This window comes from Bacillus sp. F9_6S_D1_P_5 (assembly GCF_054823925.1).
This window is the reverse complement of the sequence record NZ_JBTREW010000012.1, coordinates 1-26,668: the sequence shown is the minus strand read 5'-3', so window position 1 is coordinate 26,668 and position 26,668 is coordinate 1. Positions and strand designations below refer to the sequence as shown.

At 33.9% G+C, this 26,668-nt stretch carries 27 protein-coding genes; 6 read left to right on the top strand and 21 right to left on the bottom strand.

The window, feature by feature from the left end:
• Positions 1-4: 4 nt before the first annotated feature.
• Complete coding sequence (locus ACUXEY_RS15925) at positions 5-1,225, bottom strand: tetratricopeptide repeat-containing glycosyltransferase (protein ID WP_461301076.1); 1,221 nt, start codon at positions 1,223-1,225, stop codon at positions 5-7.
• A 235-nt stretch (positions 1,226-1,460) separates the two neighbouring features.
• Here ACUXEY_RS15925 and ACUXEY_RS15920 point away from each other — a divergent pair, with 235 nt between their 5' ends.
• Positions 1,461-2,138 (top strand): DUF2711 family protein, encoded by a 678-nt coding sequence (locus ACUXEY_RS15920; protein WP_461301075.1) that lies wholly within the window; start codon positions 1,461-1,463, stop codon positions 2,136-2,138.
• A gap of 71 nt (positions 2,139-2,209) precedes the next feature.
• Here ACUXEY_RS15920 and gnd read toward each other — a convergent pair whose 3' ends face one another.
• From gnd to gntK, 3 genes are read right to left on the bottom strand one after another with little or no spacing between them, the layout of a single operon-like run.
• Positions 2,210-3,106, bottom strand: a complete 897-nt coding sequence (gene gnd / locus ACUXEY_RS15915; protein ID WP_000765992.1) for a phosphogluconate dehydrogenase (NAD(+)-dependent, decarboxylating) — start codon at positions 3,104-3,106, stop codon at positions 2,210-2,212.
• A gap of 18 nt (positions 3,107-3,124) precedes the next feature.
• Positions 3,125-4,474: a GntP family permease gene (locus ACUXEY_RS15910; protein ID WP_048528855.1), complete on the bottom strand. Its 1,350-nt coding sequence runs from the start codon at positions 4,472-4,474 to the stop codon at positions 3,125-3,127.
• 14 nt (positions 4,475-4,488) lie between these two features.
• Positions 4,489-6,027, bottom strand: coding sequence for a gluconokinase (gene gntK / locus ACUXEY_RS15905; protein ID WP_461301074.1), 1,539 nt, complete (start codon positions 6,025-6,027; stop codon positions 4,489-4,491).
• Between the two features lie 551 nt (positions 6,028-6,578).
• Between gntK and ACUXEY_RS15900 the strand changes: the two genes are divergently transcribed.
• The gene (locus ACUXEY_RS15900) at positions 6,579-7,481 is read left to right on the top strand and encodes an ABC transporter permease subunit (RefSeq protein ID WP_461301073.1); all 903 of its coding nucleotides are present in this window, start codon (positions 6,579-6,581) and stop codon (positions 7,479-7,481) included.
• Complete coding sequence (locus tag ACUXEY_RS15895) at positions 7,478-8,497, top strand: ABC transporter permease (protein WP_429601441.1); 1,020 nt, start codon at positions 7,478-7,480, stop codon at positions 8,495-8,497. The genes ACUXEY_RS15900 and ACUXEY_RS15895 overlap by 4 nt, the downstream gene beginning before the upstream one ends.
• Positions 8,498-8,624: 127 nt before the next feature.
• Here the strand turns inward: ACUXEY_RS15895 and adhP are convergent, their stop codons facing one another.
• The 6 genes from adhP to ACUXEY_RS15865 all read right to left on the bottom strand — a co-directional run bounded on the left by adhP (position 8,625) and on the right by ACUXEY_RS15865 (position 14,609).
• Positions 8,625-9,662: an alcohol dehydrogenase AdhP gene (gene adhP, locus ACUXEY_RS15890; protein ID WP_461301072.1), complete on the bottom strand. Its 1,038-nt coding sequence runs from the start codon at positions 9,660-9,662 to the stop codon at positions 8,625-8,627.
• 352 nt (positions 9,663-10,014) lie between these two features.
• Positions 10,015-10,869 carry a MurR/RpiR family transcriptional regulator gene (locus tag ACUXEY_RS15885; protein WP_429601443.1) on the bottom strand — a complete coding sequence of 285 codons (855 nt, stop codon included), beginning with the start codon at positions 10,867-10,869 and terminating at the stop codon, positions 10,015-10,017.
• A 192-nt stretch (positions 10,870-11,061) separates the two neighbouring features.
• Positions 11,062-11,709 carry a two-component system response regulator CasR gene (gene casR, locus ACUXEY_RS15880; RefSeq protein ID WP_461301071.1) on the bottom strand — a complete coding sequence of 216 codons (648 nt, stop codon included), beginning with the start codon at positions 11,707-11,709 and terminating at the stop codon, positions 11,062-11,064.
• A gap of 14 nt (positions 11,710-11,723) precedes the next feature.
• Entirely contained in the window at positions 11,724-12,842 is a 1,119-nt protein-coding gene (casK, locus tag ACUXEY_RS15875) for a two-component system sensor histidine kinase CasK (RefSeq protein WP_087980298.1), read from the bottom strand.
• 157 nt (positions 12,843-12,999) lie between these two features.
• Positions 13,000-13,893, bottom strand: coding sequence for a mechanosensitive ion channel family protein (locus ACUXEY_RS15870; protein ID WP_461301070.1), 894 nt, complete (start codon positions 13,891-13,893; stop codon positions 13,000-13,002).
• A 278-nt stretch (positions 13,894-14,171) separates the two neighbouring features.
• Positions 14,172-14,609 carry an Hsp20/alpha crystallin family protein gene (locus tag ACUXEY_RS15865; RefSeq protein ID WP_461301069.1) on the bottom strand — a complete coding sequence of 146 codons (438 nt, stop codon included), beginning with the start codon at positions 14,607-14,609 and terminating at the stop codon, positions 14,172-14,174.
• 226 nt (positions 14,610-14,835) lie between these two features.
• Here ACUXEY_RS15865 and ACUXEY_RS15860 point away from each other — a divergent pair, with 226 nt between their 5' ends.
• Positions 14,836-15,285, top strand: coding sequence for an NUDIX hydrolase (locus ACUXEY_RS15860; protein ID WP_461301170.1), 450 nt, complete (start codon positions 14,836-14,838; stop codon positions 15,283-15,285).
• 35 nt (positions 15,286-15,320) lie between these two features.
• Here the strand turns inward: ACUXEY_RS15860 and ACUXEY_RS15855 are convergent, their stop codons facing one another.
• The 10 genes from ACUXEY_RS15855 to asnB form a co-directional block, all read right to left on the bottom strand.
• Positions 15,321-15,869, bottom strand: a complete 549-nt coding sequence (locus ACUXEY_RS15855) for a cysteine hydrolase family protein (protein ID WP_166704269.1) — start codon at positions 15,867-15,869, stop codon at positions 15,321-15,323.
• 114 nt (positions 15,870-15,983) lie between these two features.
• Positions 15,984-16,220, bottom strand: a complete 237-nt coding sequence (locus ACUXEY_RS15850) for a hypothetical protein (protein ID WP_429601447.1) — start codon at positions 16,218-16,220, stop codon at positions 15,984-15,986.
• Positions 16,221-16,285: 65 nt separating this feature from the next.
• Positions 16,286-16,774, bottom strand: a complete 489-nt coding sequence (locus ACUXEY_RS15845; RefSeq protein ID WP_461301068.1) for a hypothetical protein — start codon at positions 16,772-16,774, stop codon at positions 16,286-16,288.
• Positions 16,775-17,033: 259 nt separating this feature from the next.
• Positions 17,034-17,681, bottom strand: coding sequence for a nitroreductase family protein (locus ACUXEY_RS15840; RefSeq protein ID WP_429601449.1), 648 nt, complete (start codon positions 17,679-17,681; stop codon positions 17,034-17,036).
• A gap of 98 nt (positions 17,682-17,779) precedes the next feature.
• Positions 17,780-18,655, bottom strand: a complete 876-nt coding sequence (dat, locus tag ACUXEY_RS15835) for a D-amino-acid transaminase (protein WP_461301067.1) — start codon at positions 18,653-18,655, stop codon at positions 17,780-17,782.
• A gap of 131 nt (positions 18,656-18,786) precedes the next feature.
• Entirely contained in the window at positions 18,787-19,752 is a 966-nt protein-coding gene (locus ACUXEY_RS15830; RefSeq protein WP_461301066.1) for an ABC transporter substrate-binding protein, read from the bottom strand.
• A 133-nt stretch (positions 19,753-19,885) separates the two neighbouring features.
• The gene (locus ACUXEY_RS15825) at positions 19,886-20,740 is read right to left on the bottom strand and encodes a phosphatase PAP2 family protein (protein ID WP_461301065.1); all 855 of its coding nucleotides are present in this window, start codon (positions 20,738-20,740) and stop codon (positions 19,886-19,888) included.
• Positions 20,741-20,972: 232 nt separating this feature from the next.
• Positions 20,973-21,302 carry a hypothetical protein gene (locus ACUXEY_RS15820; RefSeq protein WP_071758145.1) on the bottom strand — a complete coding sequence of 110 codons (330 nt, stop codon included), beginning with the start codon at positions 21,300-21,302 and terminating at the stop codon, positions 20,973-20,975.
• 48 nt (positions 21,303-21,350) lie between these two features.
• The gene (locus ACUXEY_RS15815; RefSeq protein ID WP_429601453.1) at positions 21,351-21,710 is read right to left on the bottom strand and encodes a GNAT family N-acetyltransferase; all 360 of its coding nucleotides are present in this window, start codon (positions 21,708-21,710) and stop codon (positions 21,351-21,353) included.
• A gap of 93 nt (positions 21,711-21,803) precedes the next feature.
• Positions 21,804-23,705, bottom strand: a complete 1,902-nt coding sequence (asnB, locus tag ACUXEY_RS15810; protein WP_166704262.1) for an asparagine synthase (glutamine-hydrolyzing) — start codon at positions 23,703-23,705, stop codon at positions 21,804-21,806.
• 218 nt (positions 23,706-23,923) lie between these two features.
• On the opposite strand from asnB, the gene ACUXEY_RS15805 reads away from it, so the two are divergent.
• Positions 23,924-24,388: an Hsp20/alpha crystallin family protein gene (locus ACUXEY_RS15805; RefSeq protein ID WP_166704261.1), complete on the top strand. Its 465-nt coding sequence runs from the start codon at positions 23,924-23,926 to the stop codon at positions 24,386-24,388.
• A gap of 39 nt (positions 24,389-24,427) precedes the next feature.
• Here the strand turns inward: ACUXEY_RS15805 and ACUXEY_RS15800 are convergent, their stop codons facing one another.
• The gene (locus ACUXEY_RS15800; protein WP_048528837.1) at positions 24,428-25,015 is read right to left on the bottom strand and encodes an SCO family protein; all 588 of its coding nucleotides are present in this window, start codon (positions 25,013-25,015) and stop codon (positions 24,428-24,430) included.
• Positions 25,016-25,350: 335 nt separating this feature from the next.
• Between ACUXEY_RS15800 and ACUXEY_RS15795 the strand changes: the two genes are divergently transcribed.
• Entirely contained in the window at positions 25,351-26,325 is a 975-nt protein-coding gene (locus ACUXEY_RS15795; RefSeq protein ID WP_461301064.1) for an MBL fold metallo-hydrolase, read from the top strand.
• Positions 26,326-26,668: the final 343 nt, after the last annotated feature.

Below are 26,668 nucleotides of genomic sequence, written 5' to 3'. Positions count from 1 at the left end.
GTATTTAATAAAATTTCGCATTACTTTCAACCATATTTGCTATATGCAACGGTAGCTCTTCTTTTTTCGATTCCAAATATTTTTGTGATACTGCACCTAAATGCTTTTTATGCGGTATATAAAAAGCACTTATAGAAATCTCATAGTCAAATAAGTAATCATACACATGATAATCTACAAATAGAAGATCATTATTCGGAAAAGGAATTTCCTTCCCTTGCAGGGCATACATCAAAGCAATATTATTTTGAGATTTTAATCGATACATTCTTGCAAGTTGGTATAATGGCTCAGCCCGAGTTGGTCTATATTCCCACGCTTTTTGAAAATAAAGAATAGCTAATGCTGTATATTGCTCTTCTTGCGCCTTAGCAGTTTCTTTTTCCTCTGCTTCTGTTACTTCATATTGTTTATTTGCTGCATTGTTTGCTAATTGTTCATAACAAAATCCTATTCGCAACAACGAATAGAACACCTCTTCAACCCAACCTCCTGCTTCCACCCGTTTTTTATACCATTTAATCGAATCTTCAAATTGCCTTAAATGAAAATAAGTTTGGGCTAAATAAAATAAATATCTTATATGCAAATCTGGCGTTGTTTCTGGATCACTCAACCCTTGTAACAATAACCTCTCATCTCTCTCAAATTTATCAGCTTTACTACCACCATCTCCAGGATCGTTAACGACAAGCGTCTCTAACCTAGCTACTCTTGTATTGTAATTCGCACCAACTTTGGAACGATCTATATCCCAATACTCATGAGTAACACCGACAGATTTCCATGGTAAAGAAGCTTTCAAAAGGCGTGTAAGCCAATACTTAATATGAATATCATATTGCAATGTAAGATAATGATCTTCCGTTAAACTAGTCTTATCAAACTCGGGATCAACTTCTAATATCATATCTGCATCTAATATTAATAAATAATCTGCTTCTGGATATGTTTTTTGCGCCAATGAAACTGCTAAACTTCTGTTATAACCAAAGTTTTTAAATGGTTCATGATGTACTGTGCCAGGGATATCATTTTCTTTACACCAATTTTCAATAATTTCAGGTGTACTATCAGTTGATCCCGTATCACAAATAGAAACAAAATCTACAATTGATTTTGTAGCATTTAAACATCTTTCCATAATTCTAGACTCGTTTTTAACAATCATACAAAGACATAACTTTTTTTCTTCCCCTGTATTCTTCACTTGCTCATTTCTCATTTAACCACCTCATATTTTATTAACACGCTCTTTTCATATGTAACACCATTTCATAGCTATACTGATGACATAATCATCCTTTTACTATTTATGAAAACTTCATTTTATTTATTCTTATTTTTATGTTGGGACATCTTTCATGCTTCACTATATATTTGATACAATCAGTACAAAATGAACATACAGTACTTAATATGGAAAGTCGTACATTTCATAGTTTAAGAGGGGGGATATTTTGTTGGATTACATTTGGCTAGATGACAAATCACCAATTTTAGAACAACTACCAAGCAACTTTAAGTCTGCTGCTATATTACTTCATCCTTTTGTCCAAATGCCTTTAGGGTGGGAAAACTCAGTAAGAAAAAAAGCTTACGAGCACATATATCCAAGTGCTGCAGAAATCATTCAAAATGGGAAATTCGTTTCTTGGAAGGAAATGATGTCTTATAGTGGACTAAATTCATACACAGAACTAGCAATAGCCATGTTAACTTCCATTAATGCCTTTTCAGAAGAATATAAAAGAGATGACTTAGCTAAAAAGCTACATTCAAACTTTAGACAAGACCTTTATTATCCAACGGAAGATTATACATCTATATTTTTATTACAGAATTTACTAAAACTTCTCGGTTCGAAAGGTGCAAAAAATCTATATTTCTCTGAACCAATCTTTGATACAAATGAATCATTACAGATAAATGATACAACCCCTTTAAATATTTGGGATCTTTTCTGTAGTGAGTTCATTATTACTAATGAAAACATGGATTATGCATTCACGAGTATGTTTGATTCCTTTACAACTTTTTTATTAGCGAAAGACGAAAATATAGAACACATTGTTCAATCAATACATATTGAAGCTATCATATGCGATAAAAAAACAATGATTGATTGGTATTTATAAATTAGAAATTTCTTACACTATAAAAAAAAGAAACTTGCGCCTTTGCACAAGTTTCTTTCAAAAATCATTTCCTATTTTTTCACAACTTCATGTCCACCGAACTGATTACGAAGAGCTGAAACTACTTTTCCGTGGAATGTATCATCTTCTTGAGAACGGTAGCGCATAAATAATGACATTGCGATTACCGGTGCTGCTGCTTGCAGTTCAAGTGCCGTTTCCACAGTCCATTTCCCTTCTCCTGAAGAGTTCATCACACCTTTAATGCCATCTAGTTTTGGATCATCAGCAAATGCCTTTTCAGTTAAGTCCATTAACCAACCGCGGATAACCGATCCATTTGCCCAAACTTTTGCAACATCTTCATAATTGAAATCAAAATCACTTTTATCTAACACTTCAAATCCTTCAGCGATTGCTTGCATCATTCCGTATTCAATGCCGTTATGAACCATTTTTAAGAAATGACCACTTCCGACGCGGCCTGCATAAGAATACCCATTCTCTACTGCTAAATCTTTAAATAAAGGTTCTAATTGATCGTAAATTTCTTTTTCTCCACCAACCATTAAGCAAGCACCGTATCTTGCTCCTTCTACACCGCCTGATGTACCGATATCTACGTAATGTAAACCAAAGCTTTTCGCTTCTTCAGCACGGCGTAACGTATCTTTATAGAATGAATTTCCGCCTTCAATAACGATATCGCCTTCTTCTAATAATGGATATACATCTTTTAGTACCGATTCAACAACTTCTCCCGCAGGTACCATTACCCAAATTGTACGAGGAGCTTCCAGTTCAGCGATCATTTCTTTTAATGTATGACGAGCAGTAATCCCTAAAGCCCCTGCTTTTTCAACAAGTTCTTTATTTACGTCATATACAACTACTTCATGCTTGTCTTCATATAAATGTTCTGCTAATGGGAATCCCATTTTTCCTAATCCAATTAAACCTAGTTTCATATTAATCAATCTCCCATTCTATACAAATATATTTAATAACGAAATTAGTCCAAGTGCTACAACAGATAATATTGTTTCCATTGCCGTCCATGTTAATAATGTTTCTTTCACAGTCATTCCGAAATACTCTTTAATCATCCAAAATCCAGAATCATTTACATGTGATAAAATTAATGACCCTGCGCCTGTTGCGAGTGCTAGTAGTTCAACGTTTACACCTGGTGTACTTGCTGCAATTGGCGCTACAATCCCAGCTGCTGTCATCATAGAAACTGTAGCAGATCCCGTCGCTATTCGGATAAGTGCCGCAATTCCCCAACCTAATAATATCGGTGAAATATGAGATTCTTTCGCCATTTCTGCAATTGTCGTCCCAATTCCAGAATCTAATAATACTTTATTAAATGCGCCGCCTGCACCAATAACTAACAGTATGTTCGCAATCGGCCCTAAGCAATCATTTGTAAATTGTAATACTTTATCTTTTGAGAAACCTTTTGCATAACCAAGACTAAAGAAAGAATATATCGTTGCAATTAATAAGGCGACGATTGGATCTCCAATAAAGTGCAATACTTGTGCAAGTTGACTTGTTTTGTTTAGCGCTACTTCCGCAATCGATGCACCTAGCATTAGAAATACTGGAAGTAAAATAGTAAACAATGTATTTCCGAAACTAGGAAGTTCCTTCTTCTTATCTCTTTCAATAAATTGCTCCGCTATATCTAAAGGTACTTCTTTATGTATACGAGCACCGATCCATTTCCCGTAAAGCGGACCTGAAATGATTGCAGTTGGAAGTCCGACGATTAATGCATATAAAATTGTCTTCCCTACATCTGCTTTAAAAATACCTACCGCTGCCATCGCTGCTGGATGCGGTGGAACGAGTCCATGTACAACTGATAATCCTGCTACTAGTGGAATACCGATTGTAATAAGTGATACCCCTGTTTCTAACGCAATTGTAAATACTAATGGAATTAGTAGTACAAATCCAACTTGGAAAAACACCGGAATCCCTACTAAAAATGCAACGAACATCATTGCCCAGTGAACACGTTTCTTCCCAAAACGATCAATTAATGTGTTAGCAATTCGTTCAGCACCGCCAGATTCGGCCATCATTTTTCCAAGCATCGTTCCTAATGCTAAAACTATCGCTAAAAATCCTAACGTATTACCAAGCCCTAGTTTAATAGAATCGATAATTCCTGGATCTTTTGGTGAAGTTCCAATCAATGGCATTCCCATTGCTAGCCCTACACCAATTGCTGTTAAAATTAACGCGACAAACGGATGCCATTTTACTACCGTAATAAGTAAAAGTAGTATGACAACTGCCGCTAGTACGATTCCAACTACCATTTCTCCCCATCCCCCTATTGTTTACGTTGGAAAGCAGCTATACAATCAAATTCTTCTTTCAAGCGATTGTAAAGTCGTTCATACATATAAAACATTTCTAAATATATAGCCGTATTTTCTTTATTCGGTACATGGTGATGAACAATATCAATCCAATCCTTAACCTCTTCAAGAGAATCAATTTTTCCTACAGCATATAAAGCAACTGCCGCTGCCCCAAGTGCAGATGCTTCATGACTTTCAGGAACAAGCAATTCTTTCCCCATCATATCGGATAACATTTGTCTCCAAAATGCAGATTTCGCAAATCCTCCTGAAACGCGTATTTCAGTAAGTGGCCCTGTACAATCTCTAATTGCAAGTGCTACAGAATAGACGCTCATACAAACCCCTTCCATGACTGCACGTATAAAATGTTCTCGTTTATGCTGAAGATTTATTCCAAAGAATGTGCCCCGAGCATTTGCATTCCAGTACGGTGCACGCTCTCCAGATAGAAACGGTAAAAATAGCAATCCACCTGCTCCAGCTGGTACACTTTCCGCATATTTAATTAATAAATCATATGGATCAATGCCAAGCTTCCTTGCAACTTCTTGTTCTGGGCTACCAAATTCATCACGTAACCATCTAAGTAATATTCCGCCGTTATTCGTCGGTCCACCTATCACCCAGTGCTCGTCTGTTAATGCATAACAAAACGTTCTTCCTTTTTCATCTGTATTAACACTTGATGAAATTGTTCGAACCGCACCACTTGTTCCAATCGTAATTGCAGCTGAACCAGGAGATATTGCCCCAACGCCTACATTCGCAAGAACACCATCACTTGCACCAATAACAACTGGAGTATCTTCACGAATACCCATCTTTTGTGCTAATTCCGGTTTCATACTCGATAAAATATATGTAGTTGGCACAGGTGTTGATAATTGTTCTGGTGACATATGTAACATCGTTAAAACATCTTCATCCCAGTTTAATGTTTCTAAATTAAATAACCCAGTAGCTGATGCTATCGAATAATCCACTACGTAACGTGAAAACAATTGATACATAACATACTCTTTAATGGAAATAAATTTATATGCGCTCGCATATAATTCTGGCTCTTCCTCTTTCATCCATAATAATTTAGAAAGCGGCGACATCGGATGAATTGGTGTACCCGTTCGTCTATAAATTTCATGACCATTCATATGTTGTAATAATTTTTCTGACTGTTTTGTACTTCGATTATCTGCCCAAATAATAGAGCGCGTTAACGGCGCACCGTTTTCATTTACTGCAATTAATGCGTGCATTGCAGTACTAATACCAATTGAAGAGATATCTTCTGGTAACACGTTACTTTTTTCGATGGCAACGCTTACAGTTTTATATACAGCGGCACATATTACATCAGGATCTTGCTCAGCCCATCCGACGTTCGGTTGAATAATTGGATAATCAACTGCATGTGATGCAACGACTTTTCCTTTTTCTGTGAACACAACCGTTTTTGTACTTGTGGTACCGATATCAATCCCGATTACTCTCCCCCTTGTTTCCATGCGAATCTTCCCTTCATTTCTAGCAAAATACGATTTAGTAAACCGTTTACATGAATTAGTATATAAAATATTTTTTCTTTAATCAAGCTTTAAAAAGAAAATTTTTTTCATATTAAAAAAATAAATCCCCTCATTCCATTTCACTCACATACTAAATTTAAATTTTCAGTTTGGTTGAGTTACATTTTATTCGTTACGCAACACACTCTTTTTCTTTCCTTAACAACACATGTATAGTCCTTCCATACGTTCTACTCATTTGGATGAAGAAGAAGTTGGAAAGCGATATTCATTTTTATGGAGCATTTAACATCAAGCTAAAAAAACAACTACCTTCCAAATAGGAATTCTGTACCTTTTGCTCTTTAAATTGTTTTCGGTTCACTTGTCCTTTTATCTTAATAAACATAGAGCGCGTATCCCGCTATCACTTTATTAACTTATAAAAATATAAATAATATAAAATCTAATATTATTTATATTTTTCAGGAAAATAAAAAATATTATGGACTTTATTGTATAATGTTGTAAAAAGATGTCGGAGGGATTTAATGTTACATAAAATATCTCAATTCACAATTAAGCTTTCATCCATTCTTTTATCACTTTTACTATTATTAAATTTACCTTATTTATTTATCACTCAACAAGGATTTACCTTTCAACCAATTTATTTTTTTGACCAGATTGTTACTATGTTAAAACAAGTTTTCTCCCCTGAATCATTGTTGGTTATAGGATCAGACCCAAAGTATGGTCATTTAAAAACAACACCATTATTTCCAACTGTTTTAGAACCTTATCTATATTCATTTACTATATTATTTTTAGCCTTTTTGCTTGCGCTCTTTTTATCATCTAGCATGGCATTTTTTTATTTTTTAGCAAAAGATTATATAAAAAAATGGATAGACCGAATTGTGTTCATATTAGAAGCTGTCCCTGATATGATGATGATGATTTGTTTGCAAATATTTTTCATATGGGTACTTCAGAAATTCGGAGAAGCTCCATTCACCATTATTTCCTATAATGAAAATCGAGCTTATTTACTCCCTATTTTATCTTTATCTGTTTTACCTACATTACAAATGTTTCGAATGATGGTGTTATACATAAAAGAAGAACATGGAAAACATTACGTAGAGGTTGCATATGGCAAAGGCCTTTCATCAAGTTATATACTTTGTATTCATTTATTCAAAAATATATCTATCCACTTCTTCCACCATTTAAAAACGATTTTTGTTTTCTTACTGTCTAACTTATTCATTTTAGAATTCGTTTTTAATATGCAAGGCATTATTCAATTTTTATTTAAAAAGGCGTTTATTTCACCTCCAGCTGCATTTATCATACTTATCATGATTATTTTACCGTTTTACGCCATTTTTCAAATAATCTCTTTCATAATGAATAGATGGCAAAAGCAAATGAAAGGAGCAGCTTTATGAAATCTATTTGGAAATCAAAACGCTTTTTAATCGGCTTTACTTATTTATTCATACTTGTTTCAGCTAGTTTTATTTATAGTTGGTTCTTTAAAGATACCATCCCAAAAGCTCCCCAATTACTTTACAATGACAATAACGAATTGCTTGGAAAGGCTCCCTTTCCACCATCATTAATACCGCCTTTTGGATCGGATCGTTTTGGAGAGTCTGTTTTCTTACAAATTATAGAAGGAGCAAAATTCACCATTTTATTAGCAGTGGTAATTAGCTTCTTTCGCATATTATTCGGAACATGTATAGGAATCCTCTTAAGTTTATATGCGCCAAAATTCAAGAGATTTTTCCAGGCATGCTCAGAAGTTTTTTACTATATTCCTACTTTATTTATCGCATTTATACTCATCACACCTGTTAATATTGTAATCGTATCAAATGCTGATAGATTAGATCCAAACATTTCATTTGCGTTTTATCAAGTGCTCGTACTTATTTTCGTCGCTCTGCCTACACTTTCTTTATACATATCTTCAGAGGTTGATGAATTTATGAAACAAGATTACATTTTAAGTTCACAATTACTGGGCGCTAGCCGTTTTCATATTATCAAAAAACACTTACGGGTCTTATTACTTGACCGCTTATTTGTGTTATTTATGGAACATATCGTCCAAACACTCATACTCGTTATCCATTTAGCGTTGCTTGATATTGTAATTGGCGGGATCCAAATGCGAGAACTCTATGATGGAGTACTCAAGCCTGTTTCTCTTTCTAATGATTGGGCTGGCCTTATTGGATTAAATCGTTATGAAATGAATCTATCATGGTGGATTATTTTGTATACTCTCATTTCATTCTTTATTACGATTCTATTTATTAAACTTATGACAATCGGGATACAAGATGCACTAAAAGCAAGAGATTCGCAAGTTGTTGCAATTCAAACCGTTCCAGATCATAAGAAATTTGTTAATAGTAAAGATTCTTTTTCGTTTGCAGATAAAGTGAACCTTTAATCATCTCCCATGAATCGGCATTGATAAAAAAACTGATCCCTGTTGAATGCAGGGATCAGTTTTTTTCTGCCGTCTAACTTTATTACATATCTTTAGCTAGACTCATGCTTTTTATATTTAAAGTGGATTATTTACAATCACAATTATGCTGTTTAAAATCGATTACCATACGCCCTTGAATTCTACCTTGTTCCATTTCTTCGAATACATTTTGTACTTTATCTAGAGAACATGTTTGAACAACCGGCACTACCTTGCCTTCTGCACCGAACATGAATGCCTCTTCTAAGTCTTTACGAGTACCAACTAAAGAACCAACGACTTCAATTCCATCTAGTACAAGTCGCGGAATGTTTAAATCCATAGTTTCTACTGGTAAACCTACTGCAACGACTTTACCACAAGCACGTACTGCATCAACTGCTGAGTTGAATGCTACTTTAGAAACGGCTGTTACCACAGCAGCATAAGCACCTCCAAACTCATCTTGAACAATCTTATCAGCAGGACCTTGAGAAATTGGATTGATAGTCATATCAGCACCAACCTCTTTTGCTAAGGCTAATTTATCATCATTAATATCTACTGCAATTACCTTTGCACCAAATACGTTTTTAGCATATTGGATAGCTAGGTTACCTAATCCACCACAACCATAGATGACGATAGGTTGACCAGGTTTAATATGTGATACTTTTATCGCTTTATATGTAGTTACGCCCGCACATGTGATTGATGATGCTTGAGCAGGATCTAACCCTTCTGGTACTTTCACCGCATAATCTGCTGTAACAATACATTGTTCAGCCATACCACCATCTACTGAATAGCCAGCATTTTTAACTTCACGGCAAAATGTTTCTCTACCAGTTACGCAATATTCACAACGTCCACAAGATTGGAACATCCATGCAATACTTACACGGTCACCTATCTTTAGTGAAGTAACATCATCAGCAAGTTTCGCAACAATACCTACACCCTCATGACCAAGAATGCGGCCATCTGTGTTTCCGAAATCATGATTTGCAACGTGTAAATCAGTATGACAAACTCCACAATACTCTACATCTACTAGCGCTTCACCTGAGTGTAACGGACGTAATTCCTTTTCAATAACTTCAATGTTTGCTTTACTATTTTTATTTACTACTACTGCTTTCATATGTGATCTCCCCTTTAGTGTTTTAGAATTTTAATGAGTTCATCTCACAACTTCTACCTGCACTGTTTCGGCCAATTATTGCACCAAATTTAAATGTTCAATCATCATTACACGTTCATCATAACATGTAATTTTAAAAGCTTATTGTTAAATGTTGAACAATATTTGAATTATTAACCAAATATTTATTTGAAGGAAAAACTGAAATTGCATCTATATATAGTTTATTAGAACTCTACGCGAGAATATAAGACTCCATTAATACAGATTTTTTAAAACAGGAAACTATAATCATTAAATTTTAATAAAAGACTACTGACCGATATAAAAAGCCCTTCATCTGAAGGACTTTTTATATTCGTTTCATCGAAATTGTTTCACGTATACTTTGTAAATTTTGCAACGTTTCTTCTTGACGCTGTAACGATAACCCAACGTATAAAGTATCTAATAAACTTAACTGTGCTAATCTTGATGAACTGGCTTCTGTGCGGAATTCCGTCTCACGTGTTGAAGTATATAATGTAATATCAGCAAGTTGACTTAATGCGGATTTCTGATAGCTCGTAATTGCAATAATGTGAGCTCCCCTTGCTTTCGCTACTTCTAACGCTTCTAGTAACCCTTTATTGCTACCAGAATGAGAAATTGCAATAACCACAGCTTCTTTCGTAAGTAAACCCGCACCCATAATTTGAAAATGTGAATCTGTATGAGCAATACAAGAAATACCCGTTCTCATAAATTTATGATATGCATCCATCGCAATAATACCAGAACCACCATTTCCATAAAACTCAATACGGCTTGTATCTTGCAATACTTTTACGGCTTTCTCTAGCGCTGTATCGTTTAGCAAATGCAATGTATCTTGCAGTCCTGTAATATGCGAATGAAAAACTTTTTTAGCAACAGTTACCATACTATCTTCCGCCGATACTTCTTCATGAATATTTTGCATAGGAGTATGTACAATTTCACGAGCTAATGTAATCTTTAAATCTTGAAACCCTTGAAATCCAAGGTGCTTACATAAGCGGAATATCGTAGCTTCAGAACTATTCGTAACTTCAGCTAATTCTGTAATAGATTTATGTACAACATCTTGTGGATGTTTCAATATATGTTCGGCAATACTTCGCAATTTCGGTGATAAACCGTTTAACGAAGCCTGAATCTTTCCAATCCCACTTCTTGTTCCTGGCATAGCATATCTTCCCCTTCCATCGTAGCTTTATTGTACCTAATTATCGAAAGAAGAAAAACCTTTATTTGGCACTACTATAAATTGAAACTTTAATCAGTGAGAGTATTGTACATCTCCCACTGATTATCAACCCGCAAATAGCGGGATAAATTTTAAATACTCCTATGTATTCTGTCGTAACATGGTACATAATTATTCATATTTATTATTTCCTCCATGTTTCACCGCATATAATGCAGCTTGCGTACGATCATCTACTTCCAATTTAGCTAACACATTTGAAACGTGTGTTTTTACAGTTTGTTCTGTAATATGAAGCTCTGCTGCAATTTCTTTATTGCTTCGCCCTTTCGCAATTTCACGAAGTACTTCTTGCTCTCTTTTCGTTAACATGGAAAAAGGGTTTTCTTTTTCTTTTTTGACTGCTGACCGTCCCAAGAGTGCTGGTGTTACTTTCGGATGAAAATTCGCATTCCCTTCATGTACTGCGATAATTGAAGCTACAAGTTGCTCAGGTTGTACTTCTTTTAATTGATAACCATCTGCTCCAGCTTCCAGTGCTGGTAAAACATAATCTTGCTCCGAAAAACTGCTTAATATAAGTATCTTTATTGTTTCATCATATTGTTTTATTCGTTTTGTTGCCTCAATACCATCCATCTTCGGCATTGATAAATCCATTAATACTACATCTGGTCTTTCCTTTCGGACGAATATTAATGCCTCTTCCCCATTTTCTGCTTCCCCAACTATTTCAAATTCTTCTCTCGTTTTCAAAAAGAATACAAGTCCTCTTCGAACGATATGATGATCCTCAACTAGTAGTAATTTTATCTTCAAGCTTCTTCTCCCCTTCAAACTGGCAATTGAATTTCAATTTTCGTACCCTTTTTCAGCTCAGTTTTTATTTGAAATGATCCCCTCATTAACTGAATACGTTCCTTCATACTTTTTAAACCGAGCGCTGACTCTCTTACGTGATCTTGTATAAATCCTATTCCGTTATCCTCTATGTAAAAATACAACTGATTATTTTCTATTTTTAAAAGAACATTTACCTTTTCACATGAAGCGTGTTTTTTACAATTATGTATAGCTTCCTGGCTAATACGCCATAAAACTTCTTCTATTTCATCTCCAATTGAAACCATTCCATCAATTCGAACTTCCACGTGAATCCCTAACAACTTTCCGTAATTTTTAATCGCCTCTGCTAAACCTTTCTCTAATCCTTCTGGTCTTAATTGCCAAATTAAAAGTGTCATTTCTTGTAATGCTTCCTGTGATAGTTCTCCGATATAACTCAACATCTCTTGCAAGTCTCTATCTTGCGTCATATTTAGAGTACCTTTTGCTGTTAGCATAATAGAAAATAACAATTGTTTTACTGAATCATGTAAATCACGAGCTAATCGATTTCTTTCAGCTACCACTACATATTTACGTTCTTTCTCTACTAACTGAATACGTTGTATTGTCGTTCCTATTTGAAATGCAATCGATTCTAATAATGCTAATTCTTCCTCTGAAAAATGTGTTTTTTGAGGCGAGGCCACATTTAATAGACCAAATTTCTCTGATCCAGACCTAAGGGGAATTGTCGCATGATGCGTTACATCTTCGGTCTCTCCCCAATTACATTCAATAGCATCCTCTATTCGCTTACATTCAATAATATTTGTCGCTTTTTCCAATCTGCCATTCACAAAACGCTCTACACACCAACAGTCTCCTTCACACATTGGCTTCTTCTCTTGCCACGTAAGAGCTGGTGGTAAGTTTTCATCTACAAGCATACGGTGCTTTCCACTTTCATCAATAAAAAAGATCCACCCTGTTTGTAAATTCATAACTTGTAACAATGTATGTAACACTTTTTCTAACATGTCTTGTAAGTCTGTTGCTTCATTTAATAATTCTGCAATTGCTTTTAATGCTTCTAAACGATGCATCTCTTTTTCTTCAAAGTTCATTTTCATCACCATCTATCATTATAACATTAAGAAATTTCTAAATTCTACAAATAAAAAAGAACTGAATTCCTTCAGCTCTTTCTTTAAACCAATCATTTTACTATTGTTTTTCCATCCAATGTTGGAAGCAGAATTTTCGTTACCATACTATTCTACTTTAGCTGTCCGATAAAGACTGTACACCATGGGCATGCTGTATACCTTCAGTAGTAACGAACATATTTGCTGATGGCATTTGCACTTGATTCTTATGGAACATAGACATTAATTCAAATCTTACTTGTCTAGAAATTTCAAAATAGTCTTCCGGGTTTATTAAACCAGTAATACAAAATTCATATCCAACATATTTAAGATTCGGATTTAAATCTGTAACACCAACGTATTTAAACGGTTCCACAGCTTCATCTTCTACTTTATAAAGGTTTGGAGCGAATTTTTCATTGCAGTCCACACAAACTTCTTCTAACAATTTCTTAACTCTCGTAGGATCTTCCTGATAACTTACCGTAATCCGTTCAATTACGCGCATCCATCCTTTATTAAAATTTTGTATCGTTCTAATCTCTCCGTGTGGTATCGTAAGAAGTTTTCCTGACCATTCACGAATTTGCATAAAACGAATACTAATTTCCTCAATTGTTCCTGAGTTTGTTCCGTTAAAAGTAACAAAATCGCCAACACGAAACTCTTTGTCCGCTAATCGTGCAAAGCCTAATATAACATCTTTTAACATCTGTTGTGCAGCGAAACCGATAACAACTCCCGCTATCCCTGCACCTGCAATGATACTTTTTATATCTACAAATTGGCTAATTAAATAAATGATTAGACTGATGATAATGATATATCTAAAAATAGATCGAATCACACTTTGAATCGTTTGCTCTACCTCTTCATCAAAAAAGCTTGATTTCCTAAAAAACCAATCAATAATGCGGTTGATTACAAAAGAGATAATGATTAAAACTAAAGCAAATAGTATAAATCTTAAAAGTAAAAACTCCCTTACATAATTAAAAAATTCTTCCGTATACGTTAATAAACTCATCTTACCACTTCCTTACTAATTAAAAAATTCATAATCGTCTCAGCTTGTTCTAGGAAATTCTATTATCCTAATCTAAAATGCCACTACTCTTACTATGTATTTTGACTTTATTACTAATTTACTTTAAACAATATGTAGATGTTCTTTTCCTTTCCTTTAAATATACCCTTTTTAATAACCTAAGGGGAGCTAATAGTGAAATTTTTTCAACATTACACTTTATTCTACTCATTACAATTTATTAACTACGTAAAAAAGAGCTGAATTTATCAGCTCTTTTATTCGATATTAATTGTTGTCTTACTGCTTTTTTCTTCTCTCAATTTTGGCAATTCAATTGTCAGTACGCCATCTTTATAATTTGCTCTAACATTTTCTTCATCAACTTGTTTAAAACTAAAGCGTCGAGTTACAGAACCTATAGAACGTTCTTTACGAATATATACGCCATTCTCATTTTTTTCTTCTACTTCATTATGATTAGTCGCTTGAATCGTTAATACATCTTGTTTAAAATCAACTTGAATGTTTTCTTTTTGAAAACCTGGTAAATCTGCTTTCACAGTATATTTATCAGATTTCTCATGAACATCTACTTTAAAAGTATCCATGTTCATCGGTTTAAAAAAAGTATCTGCCATCCCTTCTAATAAAGAAGGCCCAAAATCAAAAATACCATTTTGACGTTTTGTTATCTCTGGAAATAAATTACGCATATTTTTTCCTCCTTATTATTTATGAATGAAAGATTATCTCTTTCTGTCTTTATTATAACAATTGGTCAAAAAAGGTCAAATATTTTATTTGACCTTTTTTGATGTATATTTTACCAAATAAAACAAATAAGTTGTATGACATCTCTCCCCCTTATAAAGAGGAATATATTCACATAAGAACGAATAGTTTATTTGCTCTTATTTTTTCTTACGGAGGTTACAAAAAATAGGATATACTGAAGAACTTAGAGAAGTTGTCGGATCAAGACCACTCAATCTCGCAGGAGTTGCTGTAGCTGTTTTCAATGAACAGGGACATATATTACTACAACAAAGACGAAGTGGTATTTGGGCTGTCCCTGGTGGATTCGTTGAACTTGGTGAGTCGACAGAAGAAGCCGGAAGACGAGAAGTGCTTGAAGAAACAGGGATTGAAATAGGAACCTTACAATTAATAAGCGTATTTTCCGGAAAAGAATTTTTTGTGAAATTACCGAATGGAGATGAATTTTACCCTATCACAATCGCATATCTTTGCAAAGACATTACAGGTGGTACATTAAAAGCGGATGGATTTGAATCATTACATGTACAATTTTTTGATTTAAATGGGCTACCAGAAAAAATGAGTCCGTTCATAAAAAAACTAATTGAGCAAAATATCGTCTCAATTTAAACGTAAAAAAGAGACCTTTGTAAAGGCCTCTTTTTTCACTTCACTTCTGCATGTAAGCATGACTTAAAATGTCCAAGTGCAAATTCATGTCCTTGCGCATTAAAAGATGCAACCGCCTTTTCAAAAACTACAATTTTAAATCCTTTATTATAAGCGTCTACGGCTGTGTGAAGAACACAAATATCAGTACAAACCCCTACAAGATGTACTTCTTCTATTCCTCTTTCTCGTAACTTCATCTCTAAATCTGTTCCTGCAAATGCACTATATCGCGTTTTATCCATGTAATATACATTCTCTGCATTTTTATATGCTTCGTACACATCCTGTAATTCACCAAACAAATCTCTTCCATTTGTACCAGCTATGTTATGAGGTGGGAATAATTTTGATTCTGGATGATATACATCGTTTTCTTCATGCTTATCGATCGCAAAGACAACGTAATCTCCATTTTCAATATATTCTTTCGTTATATGGACAATTTCCTTCTCAATTTCTTGCCCTGGTTTCCCGCATGTTAAAGCACCTTTTTCAGCTACAAAATCATATGTATAATCAATATTAATTAGAGCTCGTTTCATAACCACTATCTCCCCTTCTCCTGTTTCACAGTAAACAATAGAAAATTTGTTATTACGACATCGTATGTACTATTCGACATTTCAAATGAAATACCTACATTTTTCATGTAAAACTTACCTTAATCCGAGTTTATCATATAATAGATAAACAATGGTAAAACAAATAGCTCCTATTAACAAGTCGTGAATTTGAGCCACCTCTTGAATCGTAAATGAAATGACTGACATCGTTAAAATAATCAAGACGATACGAATACACCGATTCACATCTTCAACCTCTTTCTCTGGCATAGTAGAAACAAGTGATTTCTTCCTACTTAATCGTATTAAAAAACGAAACAAGTTATTCACAATTACATCCTCTAGTATAAACAAAAAAGCACACTACTTTTTGAGTAATGTACTTTTTATTCTTCTTATGACGCAGGCTTTGTTTCAAATATTGCTTGATTTAAACTAATAACCTTTCCTTTTGGGTCATTGTTTTCATACTGAACTGCAGTAATCGTATGACTACCAGTCTCAAGCGTCTTTTCTTTTAATTGTACTGTTGTCTGTGTTGTACTAGTTACTTGATGTTTATCTGCATACACTTGATCTACAAATATAAATGTTTCTTTATCATTTTGAAAATTAGAAAGCTCTAATTCAACATGTTGAATTAAAGTATCCTTTTTGATGAATACAGCTGGTATATTGCCATTTTCAGAAGTGCCATCTGGTGTAATGACTTTTACTTTTCCTTCTCCGACTGGTACTGCACCTTCAGGGAATACAACTATATTCTCATTACTTGCATTTACAACTCGTTCTTCCTGCTTTGATTGCGCATCCTCTTTTTCTTGTGGAGCACCGCAACCGGCTAATAACAATACAGACAATCCAGTGATTATGAATTTTTTCAAAATTCATCCCCCCTGTCATTTCATTATAATTTATTATACAAAAATAACTTTTTAATTTTAAGACTATTTTCAACACTTTCATGAACAAATAGAATATTGCTCACGATTAATGTATCATACTTTCCTTAATAGAACATTAATTTTTTTTATGAAATAAATAGTAATTCCCTCTTATCTATCATTTTAGCCCAACAAATTAATTACATACCTGTCAAAAATAAAAAGACATTGTTCATTCAATGTCTTTTTATTTTAAGCTTTAAAAAACAAATGTTGTAATCTCATCTACTTCTTTTCTCGGAAGTTTCTTCGGCTTATCTTTCGGAAAACCGAGTGAAATAACCATATTTATTTGTTTTTCAGGCTCAATTTGTAAATATTGTCGTAGTTCATCTTGAGCTAACAATACCGGTCCTGTCATTGGACAAGTACCAAGCCCTTTCGCATGTGCAGCCAACATTAAGTTTTGTGCCGCTAAACAGCTACTCTTAATTCCTTCTTCTTCCCAAACCGAATCTGGAACAAAAGCAATTGGATCAAATATCTTTTCGCGAAATTTTGATTCATATGGTGTTGCCAAACATACGATTAATACTGGCGCCTCTGAGAAAGCTGTTGCATATGGTCCGAAAGAACGAGTAAGTAATTTCCCTGCTTTCTCTTCTCCGTTTTCTGCCGCTTTTGCCGCAAGTTTATGTAATGCACCCCAAGTCATTTGCTCAATTTCTTTAATTTTATCTCGGTTCATAATGACCAAGAACTCCCAAGTTTGTGAGTTCGTATCACTCGGTGCATAACGAGCACAATCAATAATTTCTTTTATGTCACCAATGGATACTTCTTGTTCTGTGAACTTCCTAACACTTCGTCTACCGTGAATTACTTCTTTAAAATCTTCATAATTCATACATTAAATCCCCTTTTTACAGCGTTTTCAAATCTTGTCCTATGTTTGAATTATATCATGAAAAAAAGCTGGAGGAATACCAGCTTTTTTCTTCAATATTAGTTCATAACTTTAAACAAACTAATACTTTCTTCATATGCAACTTGGAGTTTTTTTGTAATTGTTCCTCTTTCGCCGGTCCCAAACTGTTCATCACCAATTTGAACGACTGGGAATATTTCAAGTGGTGTCGCCGTGAAGAAGCACTCATCAGCCTCATATACTTCTTGTAGTGAAAACTCTCGTTCTTCTACTTCAATATGTAACTCTTTCGCTAATGTAATAACGTAATGACGTGTAATACCATGTAGAATGAAATTGTCAGCCGGATGTGTAATCAATTTATTATTTTTCACCATAAAGAAATTTGAATGACAGCCTTCCGTTACAATTCCATCACGTACTAATATCGCTTCTTGGTATCCTTGTTCGCTTATTTTATTTTTAATCATAATATTAGGTAGCAAATTTAAAGATTTTATATGGCAAAACTTCCAGCGTATATCCTCTTCTACAGTAACTTTTATTCCTCGTTCCATAGCAGCAATCGGCCTTGGAAACGAAACAATATTTGCAAAATAAGTTGGTTGCATATTTGACTCATAAACATGATTACGTGCTTGAGCACCTCTTGATATTTGCAAATATACATTCCCATCTTCTTGAAATTGATTTTTTTCAATCATTTCATGTAACTCTTCCACTAACTCTGCCTTAGTAAATGGTGGGATTAGTTTTATTTCTTCCATAGAATTAAAGAATCGTTCCAAATGTAAATCTAATAAATGTGGCTTCCCATTATATAATCTGAATACCTCATATATACCATCACCAAATTGAAAGCCTCTCTCCTCTAATGGAATCATCGGCTGTTCTTCCTTCGTATTTACAATTCTTCCGTTAAATAAAATCCAATCTTTATGAGTAGCCTTCATTTATTCCCACTCCTTTATTCCATGATTGGTTTAATTGTACAACTTATCCATGACCAAAAGAAGGAATTTTCTGTATTTTTACAAATAAAAAAGTACATCACCCATTTAAAGTGATGTACCGGGCCATTCCTCTACTTCAGAAAATATTTTTCAATATCATCTAACATAAGGTTTGCAGCTACAATACCACCTGCTGTATTCCAAATCACTTCATCTACTTGGAATACTTTGTTATCTTTAGAAGCTTGTAACTGTTTAAAGAGCGGATCTTCTGTCCATTCTTTTGCTAACGTGTTTCCTTCATTACTCTTATCCCCATCTTTATCAGATGTGAAATAGAATAAATAGTCCCCGTCCATATTTGGAATTTGCTCTTTTGTAATTCCTTTTATCGCAAATTCATCTTTATCTTGTAGTGGTGGTCGTTTAAACCCAATATCATTTAATACAACGCCTGAGAATGAATTTTTTTGATAAATACGAACATCACCTGGGACGAAGCGAATAATGGAAACTTTAGAGTTAATTTTATCTCCTAATTGTTCTTTTATTGATGTAATACGCTTTTTATAATCATTAAGAGCATTTTGCCCTTCTTTTTCTTTATTTACAGCTTTTGTATAAAGGGTAAAATTTTCTTTCCAATCACCGCGCAATGTTTCGGCATATACAGTTGGCGCGATTTCTTTTAGCTGCTCGTATATTTTTTCGTGACGCATTTTGTTTCCGATAATTAAATCCGGCTGAAGCTTCATTACTGCCTCTAAATTAATGTCACGCTCAGTCCCTACTACTTTCGTATCTTTTAACTCTTTCGCTAAATGAGGATACCATTCATCACCAGCTCTTGGTTTTGTCGTTCCAACTGGCGTTACTCCAACAGTTAAAAGCGCCTCAGCACCCTCATTTGTTAAAACAACAACTCTTTTTGGCGTACCATTTACTGTCGTTTCGCCCATTGCATGTTTTATCGTATATGAATCTTTTGCTTTAGCTGATGTACCTTTATCTTTCTTCTCTTCTTCTTTACCGCACCCTGCGATTATGACCATTAGTAACATAACGCAAAGCATAAGAATATTTTTAGTGCGTGTCATAAATCCTCCTAGTTGAAAATGGTTTTCAATTACATTTACAAGACTAATGTATATCTCATACATTGTCAATACATATATCAGAAAACTTTTTCAATATATATAATTTAGACCTCATTTTTATTCAAACTATTACTTATTTGTTATCCATATTTTTTAACCGTAACATATGAAAAATAAACGGACATAAGAAAGTAATTGTAATTCCAGTCAATACATAACGTAAATAATACATATCGGGTATTACTTTTTTTAGTATGAGCTGTATCATGAACATGAAACTAAGACCTAATACTGTTTTTACTACTTGTATTTTAAAATTATTATTTTCATTCATTTTAATAAAATGATTCTCTAACATGATTCCAATCGTAGAACCTGTCAAAACTCCAAGTAATTTTAAATTATCTATTTGCTCTGTCATAAAATACATAATAAGTGAAACAGCCAATACAATTTGTTGTAACAATGTGAATCTCTTATCACTTACACCCACTGTTACTTTCGTATATAAATAAACAACGATGACACTAATTAAAACGGCACCCATTATATCACTAAGCCAATGTACACGTAAATATAAACGAGAGGTAGCAACCAATATAATAAAAACAATACCAACGATCCAAATGATTCTCTTTTTACATAAAATCATGAGTGAGCCCCAAAACGTTGCAGCTAACTGGACGTGTGTACTTGGAAAAGAATAACCTGCGGCTGATTTTTCATATAAAGCTTGAACTCCATCGTATGTATACGGTCGCGGGATTTTCATAAATTCTTTTATCACTATCCCTACATACCCAGAGAAACAAAGCATAACAATCATATGAAATGCTTTTCTTTTAGAAACGCACCAATATAAAATCGAAATAATAACTAAATACAGCGTTTCATTTGCAATACTAGATACAAGTTTTAAAAATGTTGTGAGTACACTTCCCTCCATACTGGTCATCCATTCAAGAAATAAAATATCAATATTAAACATACAAAAACGATACCTCCTAAAAAATTTCCTTCTGCTATTTGTCAGCACTTAAAATAAACTAGTTGATTTGCATTTCAAATTTATACACCTACTCACGTGATAGATTAAGAATATACAGTACCACATACTAATAATAGATAATATGTTAAATCCTCTAATCATTTTTATAAATTTTGATGAAATTTTGAGCTTTATATACAAAGCCATTACAATTACAAATAAAAAAACCACCTTATGTAAGGCGGTTTCTATCATTTTGCTTTAACCAATTTAAAATAAATATATACGATTGATAGTGAATATAACGTATGCAAAATAAAAGAAATAAAAGGGCTATCCCAGTGCTACTATACAGCAAACCGAACTTTAAAAAAATATTTAAAAGCGGCGGAAAGTTCGTTATGTTTTGTAATGTAATAAGCATACTAAACAAAAGGAAAAACACTGGAGCATATTGTAATTCATACGGTTTTCTCTTCTTATTCATTCTTTTCCGAATAAACATATGGATTAGCTCTGCTACTAAAAAACACCCTCCAATTAATACAAGACCAGAAGTCATCGTCATACATCCACCTGCCTTATATTTATCCCGCATAACTACTCATCGTTATATTTTCTTCACATATATTCCGTCTTCCACATTAAACCCAAAGCTCTCTATGAAAGATTTCGCTTGTTCTGTTAATTCCGTTTGTAATACCTTTATTTCTTTCACATTTCTTTCTTTCATCATCGTTTCAAATGTAAAATACGTATTTGTCCCATAACCGTAACTTTGATAATCAAAGTGAATAATTAACTGAGATAAAATCGCACTCTCCCCTTGTACACTATAGTCTATTACACCAATATATGTATCATCAACTTTCACACAATACTGTACTTGATTCTCAGTTAAACTATGTGAGCGAAACATTTCTTTAACAACGTTTTCATTTTCTACAGTTACTTTTTCAAACGTAATCATATGTTGTCCATCCTTTTACTATTATTGTATCAATAATACGTCCTATTTATGAAAAAAACCTTAAGACCATATGCGATCTTAAGGTTTTTCTAATTAAACTAAGCTATACGCACGTTTCGTTTCTTCGTGGAACTTATTCGTATCGTATTTATGCTCAACATAAATTTGATGCCATACCATAAACGCAAGTACAGTCCAAATTTTACGGCTATAATCGCCTCTATCTGCACAATGTGCTTCCAGTAAGTTTAATACATACTGTTTGTCGATTAAATGCTCTGTTTTACTCTCGTTTATAATATTGATAGCCCAATCATGCATTTCGTCTTTTAACCAGTGACGAATTGGTACTGGGAATCCAAGTTTTTTACGATCTAATACGTGATCTGGAACGATTCCGCGTGCCGCTTCACGTAAAATAGCTTTCGTAGTTCCGTTAGCAATCTTAAATTCAGTTGGAATTTTAGATGCAACATCGAATACTTCTTTATCTAAGAATGGTACACGAAGTTCTAATGAGTTAGCCATTGTCATTTTATCAGCTTTTAATAAAATGTCACCGCGTAACCATGTGAACATGTCAATGTACTGCATTTTACTTACATCATCATAATCTTTAATCTCGTTATACAATGGTTTCGTGATATCCATATAGTTAACACTTTCATTGTAATACTTCATTAATTCAGCTTTCTCTTCTTCACGGAAGATTTTCGCGTTTCCATAGTAACGCTCTTCAATTGGCGTACAACCACGCTCTAGGAAGCTCTTTCCTTTAAAGCCTTCTTTAAGAGCACCACTTAATGCTTTTAGAACGCTCTTACCTGGGCTAGGAATGTAAGAGAACATTTTCAGTGAGTTTGGCTCACGGTAAATGTTATAACCACCAAATAGCTCATCTGCACCTTCACCTGAAAGAACAACTGTTACATGCTTACGTGCTTCTTTTGCAACGAAGTACAATGGTACAGCTGCTGGATCTGCTAAAGGATCGTCCATATGCCAAATGATTTTTGGGAACTCATCCATAAACTCTTTCGCTGAAATGAATACGTTATGATTTTTAACGCCTAATTTCTCAGCAGTTTCTTTTGCAACATCAACTTCACTGAAACCACGTTGCTCAAAACCAACAGAGAATGTTAAAAGATTTGGATTCATTTCTCTTGCGATAGATGCGATGATAGATGAATCGATACCACCAGATAAGAATGAACCTACTGGTACATCACTGCGCATATGCACTTTTACTGAATCATATAACACATCACGAATTGCTTGGATATGTTCCTCTTTCGTTGCACTTGAAGCATTGAAATAAGGTTTCCAGTAACGATGGATTTCCATCTCTTTACCGATTTCTTTTACGAAATAATGACCAGGTTCAATTTTATTAACATCAATTGTTAATGTTTCTGGCTCTGGACCATATTGGTACGTAAAGTAATGTTGTAATGACGTTGGATTAACGCCTTTATCTTCCATCACATGCATAATACTTTTCTTCTCAGATGCGAAGAATGTAGTATCACCTTGTTGTGCAATGTATAAAGGTTTAATACCGAAATGATCACGTGCACCGAAAAGTTTCTTCTCTTCACGATCCCAAATCATAAATGCAAACATACCACGAAGATAGTCTACACATTTTTCTTTCATATGTGCATACAATGCAATGATAACTTCTGTATCAGATTGCGTTGCAAACGTTGCACCTTTTTCAAGTAACATTTCACGTAATTCTACATAGTTGTAAATTTCACCATTAAAAATAATTACATATCGATCATTTTCATAAGTTAGCGGCTGATGTCCTGCCTCTAAGTCAATGATACTTAAACGGCGGAAGCCAAATTGTACATGTTCATCACGAAAATATCCTTCGTCATCTGGACCGCGGTGGAAAATCATCGTGTTCATATTTTCAAATTGATGTTTTTCTGTTTCTGAAAACTCTCTAGGGTTTTCACATAAACATCCTACAAAACCACACATACTTCTTACCCTCTTTCAGTTTTCATTCTGTCTCTATACTACTATATCAACCCTATTTATACTAGCATAATCAACTGAATATGGCGACCAAAAACTATAAAAAAATCACTCCATTTCACATTTTTAACAATTTTTTATGAAAACATGAAAATTAGGCAATCACCTTTCTCCGCTTTTGTCATATGATATTGCAAATTGATTTCTAGGAGGGAATAACCATGAGTGAAGAAAAAAAAGACTCTTCTCGCCCACCGGTTCGCAATTATTTAAAGCAAATTGATGATTTCTTCGAGCAAACACCACTTCGCAATGTAATTGCTGATTTAAATCATTTTTTCCAAAAAGGAAATCGTTTATTAACATTCCCTGTAGATTTATATGAAGTTGGTGAAGAACTCGTTGTTACAGCTGAACTACCGGGTATACAAAAAGAACAAATTCAAATTGAAATACAAAGTGAATACTTAAAAGTCTCTGTAAAAGAAGAGATACTTGAAGAGGCTGAAGAAGAAACATCTCATAACTATTATCGCCGAGAACGTTCCATTTCAGAAGCATCCAGATTAATTAAATTACCGTACTCAATTAATAAAAAAGAAGCGAAAGCTTCATATCAAAATGGCGTGTTAGAAATTCGAGCACCAAAACTTCCACAACAGCATGATATTTTATCCATAGACTAATGTAAAAAAAGAAGGGTGCTTTCATCTGCACCCTTCTTTTTAATCCGCTAATCGCTTCATATCACGTATAATGTCTTCATACGGCGTATTACTAATACCACTATACTTTTTCATTACCTTTCCGTTTTGATCAATTAAATAAAATGATGTACCATGTATAACTTGACCGTTTTCAGGTTTATCTACAAGTGATTGGAAATTATCTTTTGAAAACTTTGTAATATCCTCTAACGAATAACCTGTTAATAAATTCCAGTTACTAGTATCCTCTGTAAACTTTTGAATGAAAGCCTTCAAATTCTCCGGCTTATCAAGGTCTGGATCTACACTAAACGAAACAAACTGAACGTCTAATTTCTCTTCTTTTGCCATCTTTTGCAGTTTTGCCATATTAGCAGTCATTGGTGGACAAACTGTTTGGCAGTTTGTGAACATAAAATCTGCAACCCAAACTTTCCCTTTTAAATCTTTTGTACCAAATGGCTTTCCATCTTGATTTGTAAATTGGAAAGTTTCTAAATCCCAATTCAATGGTTTACGAAGCTTTGAACCTGATCCACTACATCCAGCAAGTACAAAGAGACAAAATACAACCATAAGACCAATTATTTTTTGATAACGCTTCATTTATAAACCTCTTTTCTCTATCCTAAATTTAAATAGGTTATGTTTATCATAACAAAAGTTAACACTACGAGAAAATTGTTTACTACATTTGTTCACGAAATCGTACGAATTTACGTATGTTACTTCTTTATTTCAAGCGAATTACTAGACAAAATATATTTTTTTACTATTATTTCTCTAAACAGAAGTTACAAAACTAATTTTATTGTTACTTTTGTAAACTCATCCCCCTATTTTTTAACAATTCCTTAAACATTCATCCATGTTATACACTGTATTCCTTAACAATATTTCGGTACAATACAATTACAACGATTTTAAATGAGGTGATGTTCATGACAAAACGTTATGAAAACATGGATAATGTGAGCACAAAAAAATCAATTCGTTCCTTTTTACGTTGGCGAAAAGAACGAAAACAAAATAAAAAGGATTTTTCTTTTTTAGTAGAACAATCACCTGTCAAACAAAGTAAATTCCTACAAAACAACTTTGAAAAGACGACTGTAACTTGGATTGGTCATTCCACATTCCTTATCCAAACGAATGGGCTTAATATATTAACAGATCCAGTATGGGCTACTAAATTAAAATTAGTTCCAAGGCTTACTGAACCTGGTCTTTCTATACAAGAACTACCTAAAATTGATATTGTCCTCATTTCGCACGGTCATTATGACCATTTAGACTTTTCAACGATTCGCCAGCTAAATGATGATGCTTTATACCTTGTACCTATTGGATTGAAAAAACTATTTACTCGCAAAAAATTTACTCATGTAGAAGAGTATAATTGGTGGGAAAATACAATCATTAATGATGTTTCCTTTCACTTCGTCCCTGCTCAGCACTGGACGAGAAGATCGTTATTTGATATGAATACATCTCACTGGGGTGGATGGATTATTAATAATGAAATAACGAAAGAAACTATTTATTTTTGTGGAGATAGTGGCTATTTCCAAGGTTTCAAAGAAATTGGCAAACGCTTTTCCATTGATATTGCCCTTATGCCAATTGGAGCTTATGAACCTGAATGGTTTATGAAAGTATCTCACGTTTCACCTGAAGAGGCAGTGCAAGCTTATTTAGATTTAAACGCTACACACTTTATACCGATGCATTACGGAACTTTTGCCCTTGCCGATGAAACACCACGTGAGGCTGTAACAAGGCTTCGGAACAATTGGAATTTACGTATGTTACCGTGGGAACAACTGCATGTACTCTTTTTAGGTCAAACTTTCACTTTTAGTAGCGTAACAAATGATAAACAGGTAAATGAAAAAAGCGAAACGTTACATGTATAACATAACTACTTATTTTCTATATCCAACATATAATATAGGAAATCATAAAGTGAAATTTTAATCAGTGGGTGTTTTCTATGAATGAATATTTACAGACGCGCTATATCATTAGTGGTAGTACCTGTATAGCCCTCCTTATTTCTTACTTTCTATTCACATAAAGTGAAACTTTAATATGTGGGAGTTCTTCATCTCCTACTTAACCAATTGCCCGTAAATAGTGGTATAAAAAAAGCTACTTGAAATTTATGAACTGTACCCCGAATCATGGACACTTAAAAAAAGCCCTATGATTCGGGGTTTTTGTGTATTTTTATCAAAAAACCTCGTTATAATGGATCCA

What these genes read in the sequence shown, in the direction of transcription:
- ACUXEY_RS15925 (WP_461301076.1), bottom strand. Translation starts at nt 1,225, where the DNA reads ATGAGAAATGAGCAAGTGAAGAATACAGGGGAAGAAAAAAAGTTATGT.
- ACUXEY_RS15800 (WP_048528837.1), bottom strand. Translation starts at nt 25,015, where the DNA reads ATGAAGCGTTATCAAAAAATAATTGGTCTTATGGTTGTATTTTGTCTC.
- ACUXEY_RS15795 (WP_461301064.1), top strand. Translation starts at nt 25,351, where the DNA reads ATGACAAAACGTTATGAAAACATGGATAATGTGAGCACAAAAAAATCA.
- dat (WP_461301067.1), bottom strand. Translation starts at nt 18,655, where the DNA reads ATGAAGGCTACTCATAAAGATTGGATTTTATTTAACGGAAGAATTGTA.
- ACUXEY_RS15870 (WP_461301070.1), bottom strand. Translation starts at nt 13,893, where the DNA reads ATGAGTTTATTAACGTATACGGAAGAATTTTTTAATTATGTAAGGGAG.
- ACUXEY_RS15840 (WP_429601449.1), bottom strand. Translation starts at nt 17,681, where the DNA reads ATGAATTATGAAGATTTTAAAGAAGTAATTCACGGTAGACGAAGTGTT.
- casK (WP_087980298.1), bottom strand. Translation starts at nt 12,842, where the DNA reads ATGAACTTTGAAGAAAAAGAGATGCATCGTTTAGAAGCATTAAAAGCA.
- ACUXEY_RS15865 (WP_461301069.1), bottom strand. Translation starts at nt 14,609, where the DNA reads ATGCGTAATTTATTTCCAGAGATAACAAAACGTCAAAATGGTATTTTT.
- adhP (WP_461301072.1), bottom strand. Translation starts at nt 9,662, where the DNA reads ATGAAAGCAGTAGTAGTAAATAAAAATAGTAAAGCAAACATTGAAGTT.
- ACUXEY_RS15825 (WP_461301065.1), bottom strand. Translation starts at nt 20,740, where the DNA reads ATGTTTAATATTGATATTTTATTTCTTGAATGGATGACCAGTATGGAG.
- ACUXEY_RS15910 (WP_048528855.1), bottom strand. Translation starts at nt 4,474, where the DNA reads ATGGTAGTTGGAATCGTACTAGCGGCAGTTGTCATACTACTTTTACTT.
- ACUXEY_RS15900 (WP_461301073.1), top strand. Translation starts at nt 6,579, where the DNA reads ATGTTACATAAAATATCTCAATTCACAATTAAGCTTTCATCCATTCTT.
- ACUXEY_RS15830 (WP_461301066.1), bottom strand. Translation starts at nt 19,752, where the DNA reads ATGACACGCACTAAAAATATTCTTATGCTTTGCGTTATGTTACTAATG.
- asnB (WP_166704262.1), bottom strand. Translation starts at nt 23,705, where the DNA reads ATGTGTGGTTTTGTAGGATGTTTATGTGAAAACCCTAGAGAGTTTTCA.
- ACUXEY_RS15820 (WP_071758145.1), bottom strand. Translation starts at nt 21,302, where the DNA reads ATGACTTCTGGTCTTGTATTAATTGGAGGGTGTTTTTTAGTAGCAGAG.
- ACUXEY_RS15895 (WP_429601441.1), top strand. Translation starts at nt 7,478, where the DNA reads ATGAAATCTATTTGGAAATCAAAACGCTTTTTAATCGGCTTTACTTAT.
- ACUXEY_RS15885 (WP_429601443.1), bottom strand. Translation starts at nt 10,869, where the DNA reads ATGCCAGGAACAAGAAGTGGGATTGGAAAGATTCAGGCTTCGTTAAAC.
- gntK (WP_461301074.1), bottom strand. Translation starts at nt 6,027, where the DNA reads ATGGAAACAAGGGGGAGAGTAATCGGGATTGATATCGGTACCACAAGT.
- ACUXEY_RS15855 (WP_166704269.1), bottom strand. Translation starts at nt 15,869, where the DNA reads ATGAAACGAGCTCTAATTAATATTGATTATACATATGATTTTGTAGCT.
- ACUXEY_RS15805 (WP_166704261.1), top strand. Translation starts at nt 23,924, where the DNA reads ATGAGTGAAGAAAAAAAAGACTCTTCTCGCCCACCGGTTCGCAATTAT.
- ACUXEY_RS15815 (WP_429601453.1), bottom strand. Translation starts at nt 21,710, where the DNA reads ATGATTACGTTTGAAAAAGTAACTGTAGAAAATGAAAACGTTGTTAAA.
- gnd (WP_000765992.1), bottom strand. Translation starts at nt 3,106, where the DNA reads ATGAAACTAGGTTTAATTGGATTAGGAAAAATGGGATTCCCATTAGCA.